This is a genomic window from Acinetobacter variabilis (assembly GCF_000369625.1).
Classification (GTDB): domain Bacteria; phylum Pseudomonadota; class Gammaproteobacteria; order Pseudomonadales; family Moraxellaceae; genus Acinetobacter; species Acinetobacter variabilis.
Genome location: NZ_KB850111.1, coordinates 266,263 through 283,408 on the forward strand (window position 1 = coordinate 266,263; position 17,146 = coordinate 283,408).

Below are 17,146 nucleotides of genomic sequence, written 5' to 3' on the forward strand. Positions count from 1 at the left end.
AACAGGATTCAATCATGCACACGATTCAATTGATGTCACGAACTGCACTTTTCACTGCCGCCATGTTTTTGATGGCCTGTGACCAGAAAAGTTCACAATCTGTAGAACAGCAGGCAACGGAAGACTCTGCATCAGAGGAAATCATGCAGGAATTGAAAACTGGACCCGTGAAAAACTTCCCTAAAACGGAAGATGATCCCCATGATATTGCTGTCTTGAATGACTATGAAGAACGTTTCCAGGAAATGAGCGCGGATCTGGAAGCTGAGCTCAATGGCATGCGCAATGATGACAATCTGACTCCGGAATTTGTCCAGCAACGTCAACGCGATCATGTCCAGTCTTCGCTAAATATGCTCAAAGATCTGGAGCTTAAAACTGAACAGGGCCGTTATATTCAGGGTTTGATGTATCAATACTGGGAACATCAGGAAAAACTGGTGAATAGTCCGAAATCTCAGGCCTCTACCGTAAATGAAGCCAGTGAAAATGTAAAAGGTCTGGGCAAATATCTACATGCCCAAGAGCAACTGGAACGCTGGCGTTCGCAATATCCAGAGATGACCACCGCAAATAAAGCCCCAGCACAATAAATAATACATTTCAGGAAGCGGACGCTTCCTGAAATTTTATATGCAGTTCTAAGATTTAACTTTCACTTTCTGAAGAATGCGTATTATTGAGCTTGAACTAAATATTGCTGCACCCCTTCTGCGGCTGCTCGTCCAGTGGCAAAACAGGCTGTCAGCAAGTAACCCCCTGTAGGCGCATCCCAGTCCAGCATCTCACCACATAAGAACACATGTGGATTGGATTTAAGCTGAAGCTGCTCTGACAGAATCTCGCGTTTAACCCCACCTGCACAGCTAATCGCTTCCTGTATAGGACGGAAACCGGTTAAAGGAATTTTCAATTGCTTAATCTGCTGTGCTAATTCAGTAGCATTTTGCCAAAGTGGCTTTGGTAACAGTTCACGCACCAGAGCAGCTTTTGCACCATCCAGACCTGCTTTCCGCCAGATATTATTCAAAGACTGCTTTTTACTTGGCTGTAATTTTTTAGCTAATTGTTCTAAGGTTTGATCCGGAAAAAGATCCAGATTCAGCTGCATTGGCTGACCCTGTTTCAGCTGTTGACGCAGTCCCCGGTCCTGTTTATAGATTAGACCACTTTCCAGACCATAGTGACTGATCACGATATCTCCCATGGTCTTGTCACCGCCATCAACCCAAGCCTCGACCCGTTTTAGGGGCTGACCGAAGATTGGCTGCATAAACTTGGACCATGGATATTCCACACCCGCATTACTGGCTTGGAAAGGTTCAATCTCACTGCAATCAAGCCATGCTTGCCATTTCCCATCACTGCCGAGTTTTGACCATGACACTGCACCACAAGCCAAAACAATCGCATCAAAGTTTTCTGTGAATGCGCAATCATTTTTTAAATCATGGATCTGTAGCTGATGATTTTTCAGATCTAGAATTTGATGACGATAATGAAATTGTACCCCTTGCTCAGTTAAACGTTTTAACCAGACACGCAATAGTGGAGCGGCTTTCATTTCTGTAGGAAAAACTCGACCTGAAGAACCAATATAAGGTTCAATGCCAAGATCTTTCATCCAGTTTTGAATCCATATCGCATCCCAGCGTTTGATCCAAGGTGCTAACCAGTTCACCTGATCATAACGCTGCACAAACTGCTCGACGGGTTCGGCATGAGAAATATTTAGGCCGGTTTTCCCAGCCATCAGGAATTTACGGGCAGCCGAAGGCTTCTGTTCAAACACATGAACTTCATAATCAGACTGGCTCAGAACTTCTGCAGCCATCAAGCCTGCCGGGCCAGCACCCACAATTGCAATGCGCTTCGTCATGGCTTATTCCGCCGAACTCGCATTCTGCCCTTGTAGCGGCTGAAACTCATCAAAACGCGTTGTATAGCCTTCCGGTTTACTAATAATCAATTGCTGGCACAACTCACCACGTTCTAGATATTTAATTTCAAAATGAGTTCTTGCCGAGTCTTGGCCAATGACTTCTTTAACGAAAGGCAGTTTCCACAGATTTTGAACCTGCTGCTCTGCCTCCTCAATATATTCAGGAATATTGCTAGCTAAAGTGATCATGCCACCAGTTTTTAAACGCGATAATAAAAACTCAAAAAATGGCATATTCAGCCAGCGCTGTGCCGGGTTATGCGGCTCAGGGTTTGGATATAAAATAAAGAACTGTTCGACTTGCGCTGGATAGAGTGCATGCACAATCCACGGCAAAGCATCAGCATGAACCGTCTGTAAATTCGGCTGTCCTTCCAGCGCATGCTGTTTTTGCATGGCCAAAAATTTCTCTCGAGTCCGCTCGATCGCAATCAGCTTGCTGTTCGGATTGGTCTGGGTAAATAGCAAAGCATGTTTACCTTTGCCCGCACCGATTTCCACACAAACCGGTTCAGAACTGATACTTTGGAAATCACGGGGGGCATGCATACGCTGTGCTTGAAATTGACGAATCGACATAATCAGATCAAACTAATAAAAACTGTATAAGTCTAACAAGTGCAGTTATATTTGCCTAATCGAAGCTTTATTTTTCTAGGGAGTGCGCTGATGTTGACCACTTTAAAATGTCCACGCTGTGGCAAACTGACCACTTGGGAAAATAATGAATTTCGTCCTTTCTGCTCGGAACGCTGCAAAATGATTGATTTAGGCGCTTGGGCCAATGAAGAATACAAACTGCCAACCCAAGATGCTCCAGCGGCTGAATCTTCTGAAGAAGACTGAACCTTTTAAAATATCCTATCGCCTTAAGCATATTCTAAATAATCACATGATTTTTATAAAAAGCTTGTAGAAAACCAACACAAGTTAACAGCACATATGCCAGTTTAATACTATGTTCTTACGCAGAAATATCACATTATTTTAGAGCAAGAACATGGGCTACATTCTTCTAAAGATCATTTTAATTGGGGTAGGAATACTTGCGATATTGTCATTAGGAATAGGAATTTTCCAACAGGATGGCTTATTTATTGTCGTTGGAGTTCTGCTTGCCATTATGACCTGGCTGATCTACGCACAAACCCGCCAGTCTTTGAATAACCCTTTTAGCAAATAAAAAGACCAGCTAAGCTGATCTTTTTACCTACTTTAACCTGCTTTTCCCGCAACGAAAGGATTATGCTGTTTTTCAAAACCAATATTGCTGATCGGACCATGTCCTGAAATAAATTGGGTTTCATCCGGCAGGCTAAAACATTCGCGCTGGATTGAATCGAGTAGCTGCTGGTGATCGCCACGCGGGAAATCTGTCCGTCCAATTGAGCCTTTAAACAGTACATCCCCTGTCCATAACAAAGCATGGTTCCTGTTATAGAACATTACATGACCTGGAGTATGGCCTGGGGCAAAACGTACTTCAAACTCTTCATCACCTAGCTTGAGAACTTCTCCACCTTCCAGCCATTGCGTGACTTCTACTTTTTCCGGAATCGGAAAACCGTAACGGGCAGACACTTCCTGAATCATATCCAGCCAGAATGCATCGTCCTTATGTGGACCAATCACCGGCACATCCCAAACTTTTTTTAAAGCACCAACTGCTCCAGCATGATCGAGATGGCCATGAGTCAGCCATAAAGCCTTGACCGTTAAGCCCAGTGCTTCTACTTCCGCTTTTAATTTTTCAGGTTCGCCCCCTGCATCAATCAAAACAGCCTCTTTACTGTCGCTATCCCAAAGAATCGAGCAGTTTTGCTGAAATGCAGTCACAGGAACAATTTTGACTTGTAACATAGGATAAGAAACCTCAAAAGATTAATGGGCAAGCGTCTGATTCAATGCTTCAAGATTAGCCTGTAACAGCGTATTGAGCAATTGCACATGATCTTCACGGTTGTTCAAAGCCGGAATATAACTGTAGCTTTCCCCGCCATTGGCCTTAAAGGTCTCCCCATTTTCCATGGCCAGCTCTTCCAGTGTTTCCAAACAGTCGGCCGAGAAAGCCGGACTCATCACCTGAATTGATTTCACGCCCTGTTTGCCCCACTCTTCAATTAAGGCATCCGTATAAGGCTTAACCCACTCCTGTTTACCAAACCGGGACTGGAAACTAATTGCATATTGATCTTCAGATAGACCTAAAGCTTCTGCAACCAGTTTGCCTGTGATCCGGCAACGATCCGCATAAGGATCACCTTTATCGGCATAGGGCTGCGGGATACCATGAAATGACATCAACAGTTTTTCCGGCTGCCCATGAATCGCCTGATAATCCCGAACACTTTGTGCCAGTGACTGAATAAATAAGGGATGCTGATAATAATCGCGGATAATCGACAGACCAGGTAAATTGCGCTGTTTCAGCACCCATTTTGCGACTGCATCATACAGAGGTGCGGTAGAGGTCGCTGAATACTGGGGAAATAACGGAAACAGAATAATATGATCTTGCGGTTGAGCCGAAATCTGATCAAGGACAGCCTGAATATTGGGATTGCCATAAGTCATGGCAGGCACCACATTCAGTTCAAATTGCGGATATTGTTCAATGAGTTTGGCCTTTACTTGACTCACCTGCTGCAGCAGAATCTCACGCATCGGTGAATCCTGACCCCAGACCTGTGCATAAGCCTGGGAAACTCGCTTGGGACGGAACGGTAAAATAAATAAACGCAGGATGAGTTGCCAGATCGGCTTGGGAATTTCAATGACACGCTGATCAGATAAAAACTGCTTCAGGAAATCGCGTACTGCCGGCACAGTCGGTGCATCGGGTGTGCCTAAATTTGCCAATATAATCGTAACTTTTGGTTTAGCTGTAGAAAACATGCAGTACGCCCGTCGTGGTATCAACCCGCTTACTTTAACAGCTTTTTACTTATTCTCTATATGGATTAATACACTGACTTATATTGAAAAGTACGATCTTTATCCAGCAAGTTACTGTCCAGCAGTTTTTGTGCCTTAGGCGTAATCTGCCAAAGCAGACGCTGACGGTCATCACGGCCTGACGGTACAATCCAGTCATTCTGGCGCATTTGCAATTTCAGGCTATGCAAGGCGCGAATATTAATCTGGGCACGGGCTACAGCATGCGCGCGCGGCATTTCCGCTCGTGCATCTTCCAGACCGGTTTCATTCAAATACTCATTCATATGCTTGGAGAAAAATTCCTCCGGCGTCGGATTAATGAATGTAGAGCCGAGAATAGCCAGCAATTGTGCCCAGGTCAGTCTCTTCTGAACTTTCAGCTCTTTAAAGTTACCATCCTGATAAGCATGCATACGGTATTCGAAGGAGAAAACTTCATGCATAGATACTTTCGGCAGGCTCAGGAAAGGGTCTACTTCACGGGTACCGCCGTCTCGTTCCAGTTGGGCCACTTTAGCTTTGAGTTGGTCAATTTCGTCATGCAAGGCTTGAGTATTCTGCGGACGTACCCAGCCACTTACCGGATAGCGTTCCAGCATTTGCGGCATGTTCAAACGTACCGCCATTTCCAGATCGCGCAGGGTGCGATAGCAAAAGACCTGATCAGCTTCCTGCTGCAATAACTGACGAAATTCTTTAAATTTTTCCTGTAATTCAGGTTTGGTATCGTGCAATGAAGGATCACGTGAGGCCGGATCTTCATGCATAAACACAATAATCGGTTTCTGCTTGGTCACAGCGTAAATGTATTCCAGGTGCATATAACCCACACCGGAAACCGACTGCTCGCCATACTGGCTACCCAGCAGAATCACCACATAATCACAGTCATCAATCTGGCGACGCGCAAATGCAGTATTTAAAGGAGTACGTTGTTCCAGCCCCCAGGAAAAGAAACCCATGCCGACCAAAGTTTGTGACAAGATGATCCGCTCTGGCTGCATTTCTGCACCAGAGGTGGAGATAAACACCTGATAACGTTTATCGAGCATTGGTTATCCTCTTTTACTGCACATTGATCTGACCGGCTAGACCCTGCCCTGACACAATATGACGACCCCAGTATAAAAATATATCTTTCAAAATTATAAGATGAGTGACGGTCGCCTAGCTGACTTCTGTCTCCATATTGCTGACCTGCCATTTAATATCGACTGGGATCAGATGCCCTAAAATCGGCTGGAGCTGTTCAGCATTTTGACCACTAACCACAAGTCGGATTTTTAGACTGTCCTTGCACTCATGTTCAAATAATAACCCATTTTTAATCAAAATTCGGGCCGTTTGTCTCGCAACCGCGAATCCTGAGTCAATTAATGTCAGCTTTTGACCAAAAATATACTGAATTGACGATTTTAGGAAGGGGTAATGTGTACATCCTAGCACTAAATAATCAGCGCCCTGATCAACAACCGGTTGTAAAATCTGAGTTAATGTCGCCAGACACTCAGGACTCATCTGCTGACCGGCTTCTACAAAAGGTACCAGATCCAGACAGGTCACCGGAATCACTTTGACCTGTGCCGGCTCGGCAAAACGGGTCATGACATCCTTAATCAGCTGTCCACGAAAGGTTGCAGGTGTGGCCAGGACGGCCACCGTTTTGGATTGGGTATTGAGGACTGCAGGTTTGAGCGCTGGCACCAGTCCGATGATCGGAAAGTTTTCGCCGTAATGCTCACGTAAATAATCCAGACTAAATGCAGAAGCGGTATTACAAGCGACGACTGCAACTTTACAGCCTTCACGATACAGCCATTCAATCGCTCGCGCAGTCAGGTCACGGATTTCTTGATCTTTACGGGGCCCATAAGGTACGTAAGCCGTGTCGGCATAATAAACAAAGCGTTCATCGGGCAAATACCGGGCAATTTCCAAAGCAACCGATAGCCCTCCCACACCAGAATCAAAAATCCCGATAGGCGCATCAGCACTGGCTTTGGGCATGGGATCTACTAAGGGATAAATCGGTTGGATAGCGCTCATAACGTTGCTAGTTGCTTGTTTCAAATGACCTTGCGACAAAGCTTAAACCTCAGGTGCTTAAATGCAAGTCTAAATCACCACTTTTCAAGCTTAAAACCGTCTCTCCAGCAGCATTTTCACCAAGCTCGCCCATCTCCACCAGATGTAAAAAAGCAGCCCGCTGAAGCAGCGCATTGATTCCAAAACGGACATGCACATAAGGGCGCAATTCATCCTGATACTGACGCATAAAGATAGGATGTTCGCTATCGACAATAATGATGTCCTGAGTTGTGGTGGTTAGTTGCAGGTAAGTCTTGCCTTCAATCTCGACCTGATCCACCTGATTTACAAACAGAGGTTCATCTTCGACCTCGATTTCAATCATTTCAACCGGCGTCTTTAGATAGAATTTTCCTTCTTCTTTCCAGAGTACCGTTGAAAACAGGTCTATCATCGGCTGACGCTTGATCAATTGACCTTCGTGCCACCATTCTCCATTGGCCAAAACCTTGAGATCCATTGCCCCACAATGCTTTGGCTGCCATTGCTCCAAAGGCGGGATTGACCTTTTGTGACTGCCCTGTGCATCTTTTAAGTATTGTGCGATATCCATTAAATTTTTATCATCGCTAGAAGCTACTTTTTTCGTCGGATTTTTCTCGGGTGCTGACTTATTCATATAAAGAAGACCTTAATGACGGAAAAATAATATGTTTCAGCCAATTGGCTTAACCTGGGTTTAAAACTATACTAGCCCAGATGCTTAAAGACACTACTATTTTTGTGTCTAGGAATTCAGAACACTCATGGCAGCACCCAATCATCCGATTATGGTTGCCACCGAATAGAAATATGAGGAGTCCTACATGGAACACATCGAACGTGAATCGATGGAGTTTGACGTTGTGATCGTAGGTGCGGGTCCTGCCGGCCTGTCTGCTGCAATCAAGATCCGTCAACTTGCAATTGAAAACAATTTAAATGATCTGTCCGTTTGTGTCGTAGAAAAAGGCTCCGAAGTCGGTGCTCATATTCTTTCAGGTGCTGTGCTTGAACCACGTGCGATGAACGAACTATTCCCGAACTGGAAAGAAGAAGGTGCGCCTTTAAATGTTCCTGTGACAGAAGATAAAACTTTCTTCCTTCTTTCAGATGAAAAATCACAAGAAGCACCGCATTGGATGGTGCCTAAAACCATGCACAATGATGGCAACTATGTCATCTCACTCGGTAATGTGGTGCGCTGGTTAGGCCAGAAAGCTGAAGAACTGGAAGTATCGATCTTCCCGGGCTTTGCTGCTTCAGAAATTCTGTATCATGAAGATGGTACGGTGAAAGGTATCCAAACCGGTGATATGGGGATTGGCAAAGATGGCGAACCGACGCATAACTTTGCGCCAGGTTATGAGCTGCATGCCAAATATACGATTTTTGCTGAAGGCTGCCGTGGTCATTTAGGTAAACGCCTGATCCAGAAATTCAACCTGGATAAAGATGCTGATCCGCAGCACTACGGTATCGGGATTAAAGAACTGTGGGAAATTGATCCAGCGAAACACAAACCAGGTCTGGTAATGCACGGTGCGGGCTGGCCTTTATCTGAAACCGGTTCTTCAGGTGGCTGGTGGTTATACCATGCTGAAAACAACCAGGTGACATTAGGCATGATCGTGGATCTGTCTTATGAAAATCCACACATGTATCCATTCATGGAAATGCAGCGCTGGAAAACCCATCCACTGATCAAGCAATATCTGGAAGGCGGTAAACGTATTTCTTATGGTGCACGTGCCGTAACTAAAGGTGGTTTTAACTCTCTGCCGAAATTTACCTTCCCGGGTGGTTCTTTAATCGGTGATGATGCGGGTTTCCTGAACTTTGCCAAGATCAAAGGCTCACACACTGCAATGAAATCCGGCATGCTTTGTGGTGAAGCAGTCTTTGAAGCGATTGCTGCCGGTGTAGAAAAAGGTGGTGACCTGGCGATTGCACGTGTGACCGAAGGCGAAGACTTCTTCGTGAAAGAACTCACATCTTATACAGACAAGTTTAACAACAGCTGGCTGAAAGAAGAGCTATATAGCGCACGTAACTTTGGCCCGGCAATGCACAAGTTCGGTCAATGGATGGGTGGAGCGTTCAACTTCATCGACCAGAACGTATTTAAAGTGCCGTTCACGCTCCATGATTTAGTGCCAGACTTTAAAACTCTGAAAACGGTCGATGCAGTGAACTTCAAGCCGAACTATCCAAAACCGGATGGCAAGCTGACCTTTGACCGTCTGTCTTCTGTGTTTGTATCGAATACGGTGCATGAAGAAAACCAGCCTGCGCACCTGAAACTGACCGATGCTTCGATTCCAGTAGATGTCAACTTGCCGAAATGGGATGAGCCTGCACAGCGCTACTGCCCGGCAGGTGTTTACGAAATCATGGAAAATGATGATGGCAGCAAACGCTTCCAGATCAATGCAGCGAACTGTGTGCACTGCAAGACCTGTGACATCAAAGATCCATCTCAGAATATCACCTGGGTAACACCGGAAGGTGGCGGTGGCCCGAACTACCCGAATATGTAATGCTTAATTATCTTGCATAAGCCTCTAAAATAATTAATTATTTTAGAGGCTTTTTTATATTTATAAGATTATGAAATACGCATCATTTAATTTTTTTGTACAAGAAAAAATTAGTATTTAATAGATTTAAATATTTTATCTGCATCATGGCGCTGCCAAATATGGAATAGGCTGTTATGGGTACAATTCATAGCTTTTAATATTTCTTCTTGGGTTTGAATTGAGTTGTAACCATCTAATTTTTTATTAAGAACCTCAAAAAATAATTTATCTGTATTATTTAATTCGTTCGGTATATCAATAATGTCTTTTATTGTTTGCACAGTCCAGATTGGTTGAGGGAGTAAATCTTCCTCATAAACCATAATAGATATCCTTACTATGTCTGTATAAGGTATTTTTATTATTACATCATCTATATTTACGCCCACAATCTGATCATGCTCTAAGCTAAAATTTTTAATTTTAGTTTTATAATTACTCGTATCTAAATTTTTATTAGCTTCTTTTCTTACTAACCTTTTTAAAAACTTAAACATACAGGCTACCTACTGAAATTAAAATAAAGTCCATTCTGTAAAAGCTTCCAACTCTTCATCATAAGCTTCAACTAATTTATATGCTCCATAGCCTCCCGCTAGACCGCCAATTATTACCCCCACTGTTGAACATATGGGAGACCCGGGGCCACAAATTCCTCCTGCAATAGCACCACCCACAGCGCCAGCTGCCACTCCTGAGCCTATGGTTGCGGCTTCTTTATAAAATTCCTTTTCTTTATTCTCAGCTGAAAAAATCTCATACCAAGCATAGGAAATTGAAATAACGACAATTACTCTGCCTAGTGGTTTCATATACTTTGCTGCTTTATCAAAAGTTCCATGGGATGCCCCTGATCCTTTAACTACACTATAAAAAACTTTATTTTTATCTGCTGTTGAAAGCGCCTGAAAATATGAATTTCTTGTACCTGTTGATGCTTTTACATAATGATCTAAGGTTTGTCTTGACTGATCTTTCAGTCTTTTCCATTTATCAGGATCTTTTAATTTCAATGCATAATATTCTAAGAATTGATCTAAGCTTTTAGCCGCTATTTTTTCTTTTTGTGATACTGCTAACGCGATTGGAGAATTCTTTTTCCTGGTCTGTTCTAAGATATCATTTCTTAATGTATGAGCCTCTTTCGAAGCATCTTTTACAGTCATTCTTCCATTTTCAACATCCTTTAAGTAATCATGACTCATTTTTTTAATTGCTTTCATATAAGCAATTCTTAAGGAGCTATCATGATCTAAAAAGTTATTACTAAAGTAAAGTGCTGTACCATGTAAGGCTTCAAGTGCTATTTCTAATTCATTTTTAACTTTAACAGGTACTTTATTTGATTCTGCTTTTTTTGTTGTACCTGTAGTTGATTTTAATTTATATATCGATTTATTAAATTCGCCATTTTCTAGTGCGGGAACACGCACTCTGGCAATTTTTGAATTATTTAAAATTAACTCTACAAAGATTAAATCTAATTTATTGCAATTATAGATTTTGGTACAACCATTCGGACCAATTTTTCCTCCATAACTTTTTTGAGTTGTCGTATTTAGTAAGGTATAGCTTAATTTTGATAAAAGGTCTTTATTATCACAGGATACCTTTAAACGAGCCGTATAAGTCATTCTTCTAACTCCGATATCTCTGCATCGTATTTATGCACCATAACCGTATATTTTTCTTCTTTATTTTCTGAAGTAATTCTAATAATTCCATCTTTGGGAACCTCTCCTGTTCGTACATTCCCCTTAGAATCAATAAGACTAAAATTTGGAGAGCTTTCTAATAATTTATTGTCTATTTTATGTCGCACATCGAACTCTAAAATATAGGAACTATTATATGAGGCAGGAAGATAGGGAATATCATGTATTGTCTTTTCCCCTGATAAAAATTGATGCTGCCCTGCCTTCATCTCAAACTGACCACCCGTCATCGGCAAAATTCCGGCACTACTGATCTCAACTTGAGAACCGCCCGCAGTTAAAACAATTTCCTTCGCTGCTGTAATTTCGATCTGATCTTCAGTGGAGATAGTTTTGATACCTTTGCGTGCAATAATATCCATCCCATCATTTTGCGCCTGTAGTTCAACTTTGCCTTTTGCGGCATAAGCTCTTAAGCCTTGTTGGGCTGCAAACAAACTGACTTTAGAAGAGGCATGCCCAATAATATTTTTCTGCGAACTTAAATTAATACTGTCCGCTGACTGGTGGCTAATTTGACCCTCCGCAGACAAATGAATATCCTGCTGGGTACTCAGCGCAATGGATTTTGGTGCTGTCAGAATCATAATTGCCTGTTTAAAGGCAGCTGCCTTGTCTTGATCTTGCTGTTCAATTTTCTCAATAAAGCTTTTTAAATTTTCAAAGATTTCAAGCGGATCAGTTTGCTGGTTTTTAGCAACATCACTTAGCGCCTGGCTCATCTGCAAGCCTGATTCAAGCTGGCTTTTCGCTGGTTCAGCATCCATATGTGAACCGTCTGCGGCTTGCTGTTTATGAGCCGAAATCAATAACCCTTTACCTGCACGGACTGCACCCCATTGGTCAGTTCTAAGTTCAAAGCCTTCACCCCGTCCTTCATTTTCAGCCTGTTCTTTTGAATAACTTAAGTTACCCAGATTGAGCTGACTGGCAGCTTGACTACTATGTAACTGTATACTGATCTGGCCAGTCGTATCATCAAAACGTAACTGGTTAAAGCCTTGCCCCTGTACTTCTTGCGAGCGAATACCACTGAGTTTTTTGGTATCTGGTAGTTGTCCTTTTTGATCAAACTTCGTCGGAGAACGTTGGCCTTCATGAATCCGACCTACCACAAAAGGCCGATCAATATTGCCATCAAAAAAGTCGACGACCACAATTTCACCAATGCGTGGCAAGAAACGGACCCCATAACCTATACCTGCCCACGGGGTCAGAACATCTACCCAGGCTGAATCTGTATCACTGTCATTGCTGCCTGCGCCACCATCGTGAGCATGGTCATCCGGACGAGTGAACAGAAAACGGATTTTGATCCGCCCCCATTCATCCACATAAATTTCTTCATCTTCTGGCCCGACTACCTTGGCGCATTGCGGATAGGCCTGTGGCCGCTGCAATAAAGGTTGATACTCAGGAACCAAGTGAATATGGCGACGTTGCAAGACTAGCTGGTTGGCCTGACGCTCACCTGCGTCCTTGGATTCTGTCATCTGCCAACAGCTTTGCTGAATTAAAGCATGAACCTGCTCATTTAAGTCTTTAGGCAAATTATTTTGGTTATAAAATTTCCTAGAGATGATTAAAAATTCTTTATCTACTGCTGGATGCTGGTCAATTTCAGGATGCTGATCCAGCCGAAACCAGTAACCCACTTGGGCATCACGTACCGTGGATGTTGCTAAAAATTGTTTGGCCTGTGCATCATAGAAATACTGCAAATTTTGGTTTATTTTCTCGATTTGTGCATCCGAGGCTAGAGTTGCCTGATCTGCATGCCTGAGATCAGTGATCCATGCCGGACTGATGTTCCAGCCTTGTTCCAATGCCAGGCTGGCATTATCCTGAACCTGACTCTGCTGGTGCTTGCTTTGTACTGAACCTATGCCTTCTTCCTGATTCAAGCGACCGGCATGCCAGCGCTGGATATGTACAGCGGTCGGCTGCAACTGTCGTTCTGCAATAAAACTGGTCATGCTATCTTCTTGTTCAGTCGCACTGGAACGATGGAAACGGATCGCCCTGCGGCTTAAAGCTTGGTAGTGGCTATTGTCATCAATTAATCTAAGCTTTTGTGCTGCAATCGGTGCAGATGAATGCACAATTATAAGCTCAGACTCATCAATCAGCCAGTTAATCCCCTCACTACGCCATAAACGGGTTAAAAAGTCATAGTCGCTTTCATTCAACTGCATAGTAAAAGGACGCACATCATAAGTTTGCTGCAAACCGGATAAATCCAGCTTGAGTGCAGCCGCAAATAATGGACTCTTACCCTGCCATTCTTTGAATAAGATTTCAGTAATCTCTCGGACACTCTTGTCCATGAACACACGACTATTACGGCGTTTATGCCATAGCGACGTTGCATCTTCCAAGGTGAGTTTATAAAGCACTAATGCACCATCACTCTGTCCCTGAGTTGCTGCCGTAATAATTCCGGAACTGCGAAATAACTGTCCTTGATCTGTGACCTGATCTATCGCTACTTGAATTCCAATAAATTCTTTAAGGGGAATCAAGGTATTAGTCGACACACAAATCAGCTCAATTTTTAGTCCCTGATTCAGGACATGTTGGCCATCAATACGTTGCAGAAAAACTTCAGAATTAAGTTTTTGATGGGAAAACTGAACAAGCAAAGCACGCTTCTGTGCGCTAAGACCCAATTGCTCTAATACTTGAGCGATATGATTTTTTATCATTTTTAATTGTTATAAATATTTTTGCGGCATTATAGTGAATTATTTATATCCAGCCTAGATTCATTGGTCTGGCCATGGTTCCGATTCATCACTGTAATTCTGGAAGAGGCTTTAATATCAAATTTTTATTTTCTGAAAGTCAGGAACTTCAAGCAGATCAAGTATTCAAAAAAAATAGCTTTCTTTTCATTTTAATCTTTCAAAAATATGGGCAAATGAATCACTCATCTACCCAAAAAATCTCTTAACCGCCTTTTTTCACCAGATAATGGAACTCTTTATTGCCATTTTCATCCAGACGTTCTTCTTGAAGCAGCAGTTCATGGCCAAGGTGCATACAAAATTTTGGAATATCCCAGGAAGTTGAATTATCCGTAGCAAAAACTTCAACTACATCACCAGCTTTAGACTTACGGATGGCTTGATGCAACATCATGACTGGCTCAGGGCAGCGTAATCCACGGGTATTCAATTGCAGGCTTGGCGTAATTTCGGCTTCAGACATCGACAGACTCAGGAATTCAAGATCAGCCTTATTTTAGCATAAAGCGGCTATCGCATTGCAGCCCGCGCTTTGAACCAATTCACAAAACCATACTGACCCGCGCGATCAAGTCTGCGCAGCATAATTACAATAGACAAGCGTATTTTCTGCGGTATGATAAAATCACGTTTTTTTAGATATTAAGAGTCTTTAGGAAAGATCATGCACGAGGAATCAGGCCCGTCGTGGGGTATGCGCGGCTTACGTAAATGGCTGGGAACTGCACCCGAAACTCGCGACGAACTGCTAAAATTAGTACAAGATTCACGTCGATTTTTAGAACCCGATACTGTTGCAATGCTGGAAGGCGTATTGGATCTGCCAGCCACCAAAATTCGTGAAGTCATGACGCCAAGAACGTCCATGATTAGCTTGCAGGAAGATGACCAACTTCTGGAAATTCTGCATGTTTTAGTTGAATCTGCGCATTCGCGATTCCCTGTGTTCTCATCTGACCAACCGGATAATGTGGTTGGTATTTTGCTGGCCAAAGATCTGCTTCCTTTCCTGACCGAGCCTTCTTCCAAAGTCGATATTCGTGCCTTGATGCGTCAGCCGCTGTTTGTGCCGGAAAGTGCGCGTTCGGATCAGGTTCTACGTATGCTGAAAAATACCCAGACTCATATTGCGGTAGTGATTGATGAGTACGGTACAACTTCAGGTCTGGTGACCCTAGAAGATATTCTCGAAGAAATTGTGGGTGAAATTGAAGACGAACATGATATTGCTGATGAAGAAGCACAATATATTGTTCCAGACCAAGACCCGAAAACAGCCAATACATGGGTAGTACAAGCGCTGACACCAATCGAGCATTTTAACAATATGCTGGATGCCAATTTCTCCGATGATGAAGTTGAAACCATGGGCGGTTTGTTATTACAAGAAATTGGTTTGGTAAATGATCTGGAAGGTCAGACGATTGAACTGGAAAACTGGCAATTTACCATTCTTGAGGCAGATTCACGTTCTATTCGTTTAATTCGAGCTGTGCGCCAATGAGAGCATATTTCGATAAGCTATTAAATCCAGCCCAGCAGCAAAAGCAGTTAGCCCTGATTTATCCCGTATTGATTGCCTTATTTGCCGGCGCTATTTTTAGCCTGGCACTGGCACCTTATCATTACTGGTGGCTGGCGATTCTCTCTCCTGCCTTACTGTATGCTTGCGTCCGTGGTCGTAGTGCGAAACAGGCCTTTGGCATTGGCTGGGCTTATGGGATTGGATTATGGTTTGTGGGTGCATTCTGGCTCTATACCTCTATTCATGTATATGGCGATACCAGTGCTTTCCTGAGCGTAATCATGATCCTGATCATGGCGATCGTCATGGGACTGTTTACTGCGCTTCAGACTTTTATTTATCGTCGTTTTTTCCCGGAAACACCTCTTACCTTCGCACCACTTTGGGTGATCTTTGAATGGGCCAAAACCTGGGTATTTACCGGTTTCCCATGGTTATTTGCAGGTTATGCTTTTACTGAGCTTTATCTGGATGCCTATGCGCCTTTATTTGGTGTATTTGGGGTGTCCTTTGTAGTGATTGTTCTGGCCTGTGCACTGGTTGAAATCTTAAGTAAACGGGTCTTCTGGATCGTTCCTTCTGCACTCTTGTTATTGGGTGCTTGGGGCGCAGCACAACTGACTTTTGTGCAAGAAAAAAATGAAAAGCCGCTCACTGTTTCTCTGATCCAGGGCAATATCCCCCAGGACCTGAAATGGTTAACTGAATATCAGGTAAAAACCCTGCTGATCTATGCCAATCTGAGCAAGACCGAATGGGGACGTGACCTGATTGTCTGGCCAGAATCTTCGATTCCGATGTTCCAGACCGACATTGAGCCTTTTTTGGATGCGATGAAAGTTCAGGCAGAAAAATCTGGAACAGCTTGGGTCACAGGTATTCCGTTCTGGGATCTGGCTGAGTCACAGGAAGCAGGCACGCCAAAATATTACAATAGCATCATGGCCACTGGTGATGAGTCGAGTGGACTTTATAAGAAGCAGCGTCTGGTGCCTTTTGGAGAATACATTCCACTCTCTGGCGCACTCAGTTGGGTACTTCCAGCTCTGCAAAACGACCCTTCGGTAAGTGGTTTTTCGCGTGGTGCGGATATCCAGAAACCATTAAATGTGAAAAACCATCCTCTAGGTGCGGCAATTTGCTATGAAGTGGCTTATCCAAACCTGACTCGTCGTAATGCAAGCCAAAGCGATTTTCTGGTGACCGTATCTAATGATGCCTGGTTTACCGGCACTGCCGGTCCACAGCAACATTTACAGATGGTGCAAATGCGGGCCAAGGAAAATGGTCGCTGGTTTATTCGTGCCACCAATACCGGGGTAACCGCGTTCATCGACCACAATGGTCATATTGTGAAACGTGCACCTATGGATAAAGAAGCTATACTCCGCGGTGAGCTCCCCGCCATGCAGGGTGAAACGCTCTATATGAAACTCAGCGACTGGCCAGTGCTGATTTTCTCCGTATTGCTCTTATTGCTGGGCTGGCGCTTCCGTCCACGTAAAGTGGATATCAGCTTTAAGTCGAGAAGATAATTTCTCTCAAAAGTTTCCCCTTTGCAAAAGGTGATCCATATATGGCGCAAGAGGGAGTTAATTTTCTAAATCCTTCCCGGCCTCCCTTTTTAAAAG

The 17,146-nt window shown here is 43.4% G+C and carries 17 protein-coding genes; 6 read left to right on the forward strand and 11 right to left on the reverse strand.

All coding sequences use genetic code 11. The annotated features are described in order from the left end of the window. Nucleotides 1-14 precede the first annotated feature (14 nt). Nucleotides 15-593 carry a hypothetical protein gene (locus F897_RS01275; RefSeq protein ID WP_005232438.1) on the forward strand — a complete coding sequence of 193 codons (579 nt, stop codon included), beginning with the start codon at nucleotides 15-17 and terminating at the stop codon, nucleotides 591-593. 83 nt (nucleotides 594-676) lie between these two features. On the opposite strand, the gene F897_RS01280 is transcribed toward F897_RS01275, so the two are convergent. After that, on the reverse strand, nucleotides 677-1,879 hold the full coding sequence (locus F897_RS01280) for a TIGR03862 family flavoprotein (protein WP_005232440.1): 1,203 nt from the start codon (nucleotides 1,877-1,879) through the stop codon (nucleotides 677-679). Between the two features lie 3 nt (nucleotides 1,880-1,882). Further along, nucleotides 1,883-2,527, reverse strand: coding sequence for a class I SAM-dependent methyltransferase (locus tag F897_RS01285; protein ID WP_171065439.1), 645 nt, complete (start codon nucleotides 2,525-2,527; stop codon nucleotides 1,883-1,885). An 84-nt stretch (nucleotides 2,528-2,611) separates the two neighbouring features. Between F897_RS01285 and F897_RS01290 the strand changes: the two genes are divergently transcribed. Beyond that, nucleotides 2,612-2,788, forward strand: a complete 177-nt coding sequence (locus F897_RS01290; RefSeq protein ID WP_005232444.1) for a DNA gyrase inhibitor YacG — start codon at nucleotides 2,612-2,614, stop codon at nucleotides 2,786-2,788. A 154-nt stretch (nucleotides 2,789-2,942) separates the two neighbouring features. Next, on the forward strand, nucleotides 2,943-3,125 hold the full coding sequence (locus F897_RS01295) for a hypothetical protein (protein WP_005232450.1): 183 nt from the start codon (nucleotides 2,943-2,945) through the stop codon (nucleotides 3,123-3,125). Nucleotides 3,126-3,157: 32 nt separating this feature from the next. On the opposite strand, the gene F897_RS01300 is transcribed toward F897_RS01295, so the two are convergent. The 5 genes from F897_RS01300 to F897_RS01320 all read right to left on the reverse strand — a co-directional run bounded on the left by F897_RS01300 (nucleotide 3,158) and on the right by F897_RS01320 (nucleotide 7,586). Continuing rightward, nucleotides 3,158-3,802 (reverse strand): MBL fold metallo-hydrolase, encoded by a 645-nt coding sequence (locus F897_RS01300; protein WP_005232453.1) that lies wholly within the window; start codon nucleotides 3,800-3,802, stop codon nucleotides 3,158-3,160. 21 nt (nucleotides 3,803-3,823) lie between these two features. Then, nucleotides 3,824-4,837: a ferrochelatase gene (gene hemH, locus F897_RS01305; RefSeq protein ID WP_005232454.1), complete on the reverse strand. Its 1,014-nt coding sequence runs from the start codon at nucleotides 4,835-4,837 to the stop codon at nucleotides 3,824-3,826. Between the two features lie 65 nt (nucleotides 4,838-4,902). Beyond that, a complete protein-coding gene (locus tag F897_RS01310) occupies nucleotides 4,903-5,931 on the reverse strand; it encodes a DUF4062 domain-containing protein (RefSeq protein ID WP_005232456.1) in 1,029 nt (342 codons plus the stop codon). Nucleotides 5,932-6,046: 115 nt separating this feature from the next. Beyond that, on the reverse strand, nucleotides 6,047-6,925 hold the full coding sequence (murI, locus tag F897_RS01315; protein ID WP_034580337.1) for a glutamate racemase: 879 nt from the start codon (nucleotides 6,923-6,925) through the stop codon (nucleotides 6,047-6,049). Nucleotides 6,926-6,974: 49 nt separating this feature from the next. Then, a complete protein-coding gene (locus tag F897_RS01320) occupies nucleotides 6,975-7,586 on the reverse strand; it encodes a DUF1285 domain-containing protein (RefSeq protein WP_005232460.1) in 612 nt (203 codons plus the stop codon). Between the two features lie 187 nt (nucleotides 7,587-7,773). On the opposite strand from F897_RS01320, the gene F897_RS01325 reads away from it, so the two are divergent. Beyond that, nucleotides 7,774-9,486, forward strand: a complete 1,713-nt coding sequence (locus tag F897_RS01325) for an electron transfer flavoprotein-ubiquinone oxidoreductase (RefSeq protein ID WP_005232462.1) — start codon at nucleotides 7,774-7,776, stop codon at nucleotides 9,484-9,486. 110 nt (nucleotides 9,487-9,596) lie between these two features. Here the strand turns inward: F897_RS01325 and F897_RS01330 are convergent, their stop codons facing one another. The 4 genes from F897_RS01330 to tusA all read right to left on the reverse strand — a co-directional run bounded on the left by F897_RS01330 (nucleotide 9,597) and on the right by tusA (nucleotide 14,453). Next, a complete protein-coding gene (locus tag F897_RS01330) occupies nucleotides 9,597-10,025 on the reverse strand; it encodes a hypothetical protein (RefSeq protein WP_005232464.1) in 429 nt (142 codons plus the stop codon). A gap of 18 nt (nucleotides 10,026-10,043) precedes the next feature. After that, nucleotides 10,044-11,162: a hypothetical protein gene (locus F897_RS01335; RefSeq protein WP_005232466.1), complete on the reverse strand. Its 1,119-nt coding sequence runs from the start codon at nucleotides 11,160-11,162 to the stop codon at nucleotides 10,044-10,046. Next, complete coding sequence (locus tag F897_RS01340; protein ID WP_005232468.1) at nucleotides 11,159-13,948, reverse strand: type VI secretion system Vgr family protein; 2,790 nt, start codon at nucleotides 13,946-13,948, stop codon at nucleotides 11,159-11,161. The genes F897_RS01335 and F897_RS01340 overlap by 4 nt, the downstream gene beginning before the upstream one ends. Nucleotides 13,949-14,192: 244 nt before the next feature. Then, the gene (gene tusA / locus F897_RS01345; RefSeq protein WP_004781744.1) at nucleotides 14,193-14,453 is read right to left on the reverse strand and encodes a sulfurtransferase TusA; all 261 of its coding nucleotides are present in this window, start codon (nucleotides 14,451-14,453) and stop codon (nucleotides 14,193-14,195) included. 201 nt (nucleotides 14,454-14,654) lie between these two features. On the opposite strand from tusA, the gene F897_RS01350 reads away from it, so the two are divergent. Both F897_RS01350 and lnt read left to right on the forward strand, forming a co-directional pair. Next, on the forward strand, nucleotides 14,655-15,494 hold the full coding sequence (locus tag F897_RS01350) for an HlyC/CorC family transporter (protein ID WP_004781742.1): 840 nt from the start codon (nucleotides 14,655-14,657) through the stop codon (nucleotides 15,492-15,494). Further along, nucleotides 15,491-17,050 (forward strand): apolipoprotein N-acyltransferase, encoded by a 1,560-nt coding sequence (lnt, locus tag F897_RS01355; protein ID WP_005232470.1) that lies wholly within the window; start codon nucleotides 15,491-15,493, stop codon nucleotides 17,048-17,050. Before F897_RS01350 ends, lnt begins: the two co-directional genes overlap by 4 nt. Nucleotides 17,051-17,146 lie beyond the last annotated feature (96 nt).

What these genes read in the sequence shown, in the direction of transcription:
- F897_RS01275 (WP_005232438.1), top strand. Translation starts at nt 15, where the DNA reads ATGCACACGATTCAATTGATGTCACGAACTGCACTTTTCACTGCCGCC.
- F897_RS01280 (WP_005232440.1), bottom strand. Translation starts at nt 1,879, where the DNA reads ATGACGAAGCGCATTGCAATTGTGGGTGCTGGCCCGGCAGGCTTGATG.
- F897_RS01290 (WP_005232444.1), top strand. Translation starts at nt 2,612, where the DNA reads ATGTTGACCACTTTAAAATGTCCACGCTGTGGCAAACTGACCACTTGG.
- F897_RS01295 (WP_005232450.1), top strand. Translation starts at nt 2,943, where the DNA reads ATGGGCTACATTCTTCTAAAGATCATTTTAATTGGGGTAGGAATACTT.
- F897_RS01300 (WP_005232453.1), bottom strand. Translation starts at nt 3,802, where the DNA reads ATGTTACAAGTCAAAATTGTTCCTGTGACTGCATTTCAGCAAAACTGC.
- hemH (WP_005232454.1), bottom strand. Translation starts at nt 4,837, where the DNA reads ATGTTTTCTACAGCTAAACCAAAAGTTACGATTATATTGGCAAATTTA.
- F897_RS01310 (WP_005232456.1), bottom strand. Translation starts at nt 5,931, where the DNA reads ATGCTCGATAAACGTTATCAGGTGTTTATCTCCACCTCTGGTGCAGAA.
- murI (WP_034580337.1), bottom strand. Translation starts at nt 6,925, where the DNA reads ATGAGCGCTATCCAACCGATTTATCCCTTAGTAGATCCCATGCCCAAA.
- F897_RS01320 (WP_005232460.1), bottom strand. Translation starts at nt 7,586, where the DNA reads ATGAATAAGTCAGCACCCGAGAAAAATCCGACGAAAAAAGTAGCTTCT.
- F897_RS01325 (WP_005232462.1), top strand. Translation starts at nt 7,774, where the DNA reads ATGGAACACATCGAACGTGAATCGATGGAGTTTGACGTTGTGATCGTA.
- F897_RS01330 (WP_005232464.1), bottom strand. Translation starts at nt 10,025, where the DNA reads ATGTTTAAGTTTTTAAAAAGGTTAGTAAGAAAAGAAGCTAATAAAAAT.
- F897_RS01335 (WP_005232466.1), bottom strand. Translation starts at nt 11,162, where the DNA reads ATGACTTATACGGCTCGTTTAAAGGTATCCTGTGATAATAAAGACCTT.
- F897_RS01340 (WP_005232468.1), bottom strand. Translation starts at nt 13,948, where the DNA reads ATGATAAAAAATCATATCGCTCAAGTATTAGAGCAATTGGGTCTTAGC.
- tusA (WP_004781744.1), bottom strand. Translation starts at nt 14,453, where the DNA reads ATGTCTGAAGCCGAAATTACGCCAAGCCTGCAATTGAATACCCGTGGA.
- F897_RS01350 (WP_004781742.1), top strand. Translation starts at nt 14,655, where the DNA reads ATGCACGAGGAATCAGGCCCGTCGTGGGGTATGCGCGGCTTACGTAAA.
- lnt (WP_005232470.1), top strand. Translation starts at nt 15,491, where the DNA reads ATGAGAGCATATTTCGATAAGCTATTAAATCCAGCCCAGCAGCAAAAG.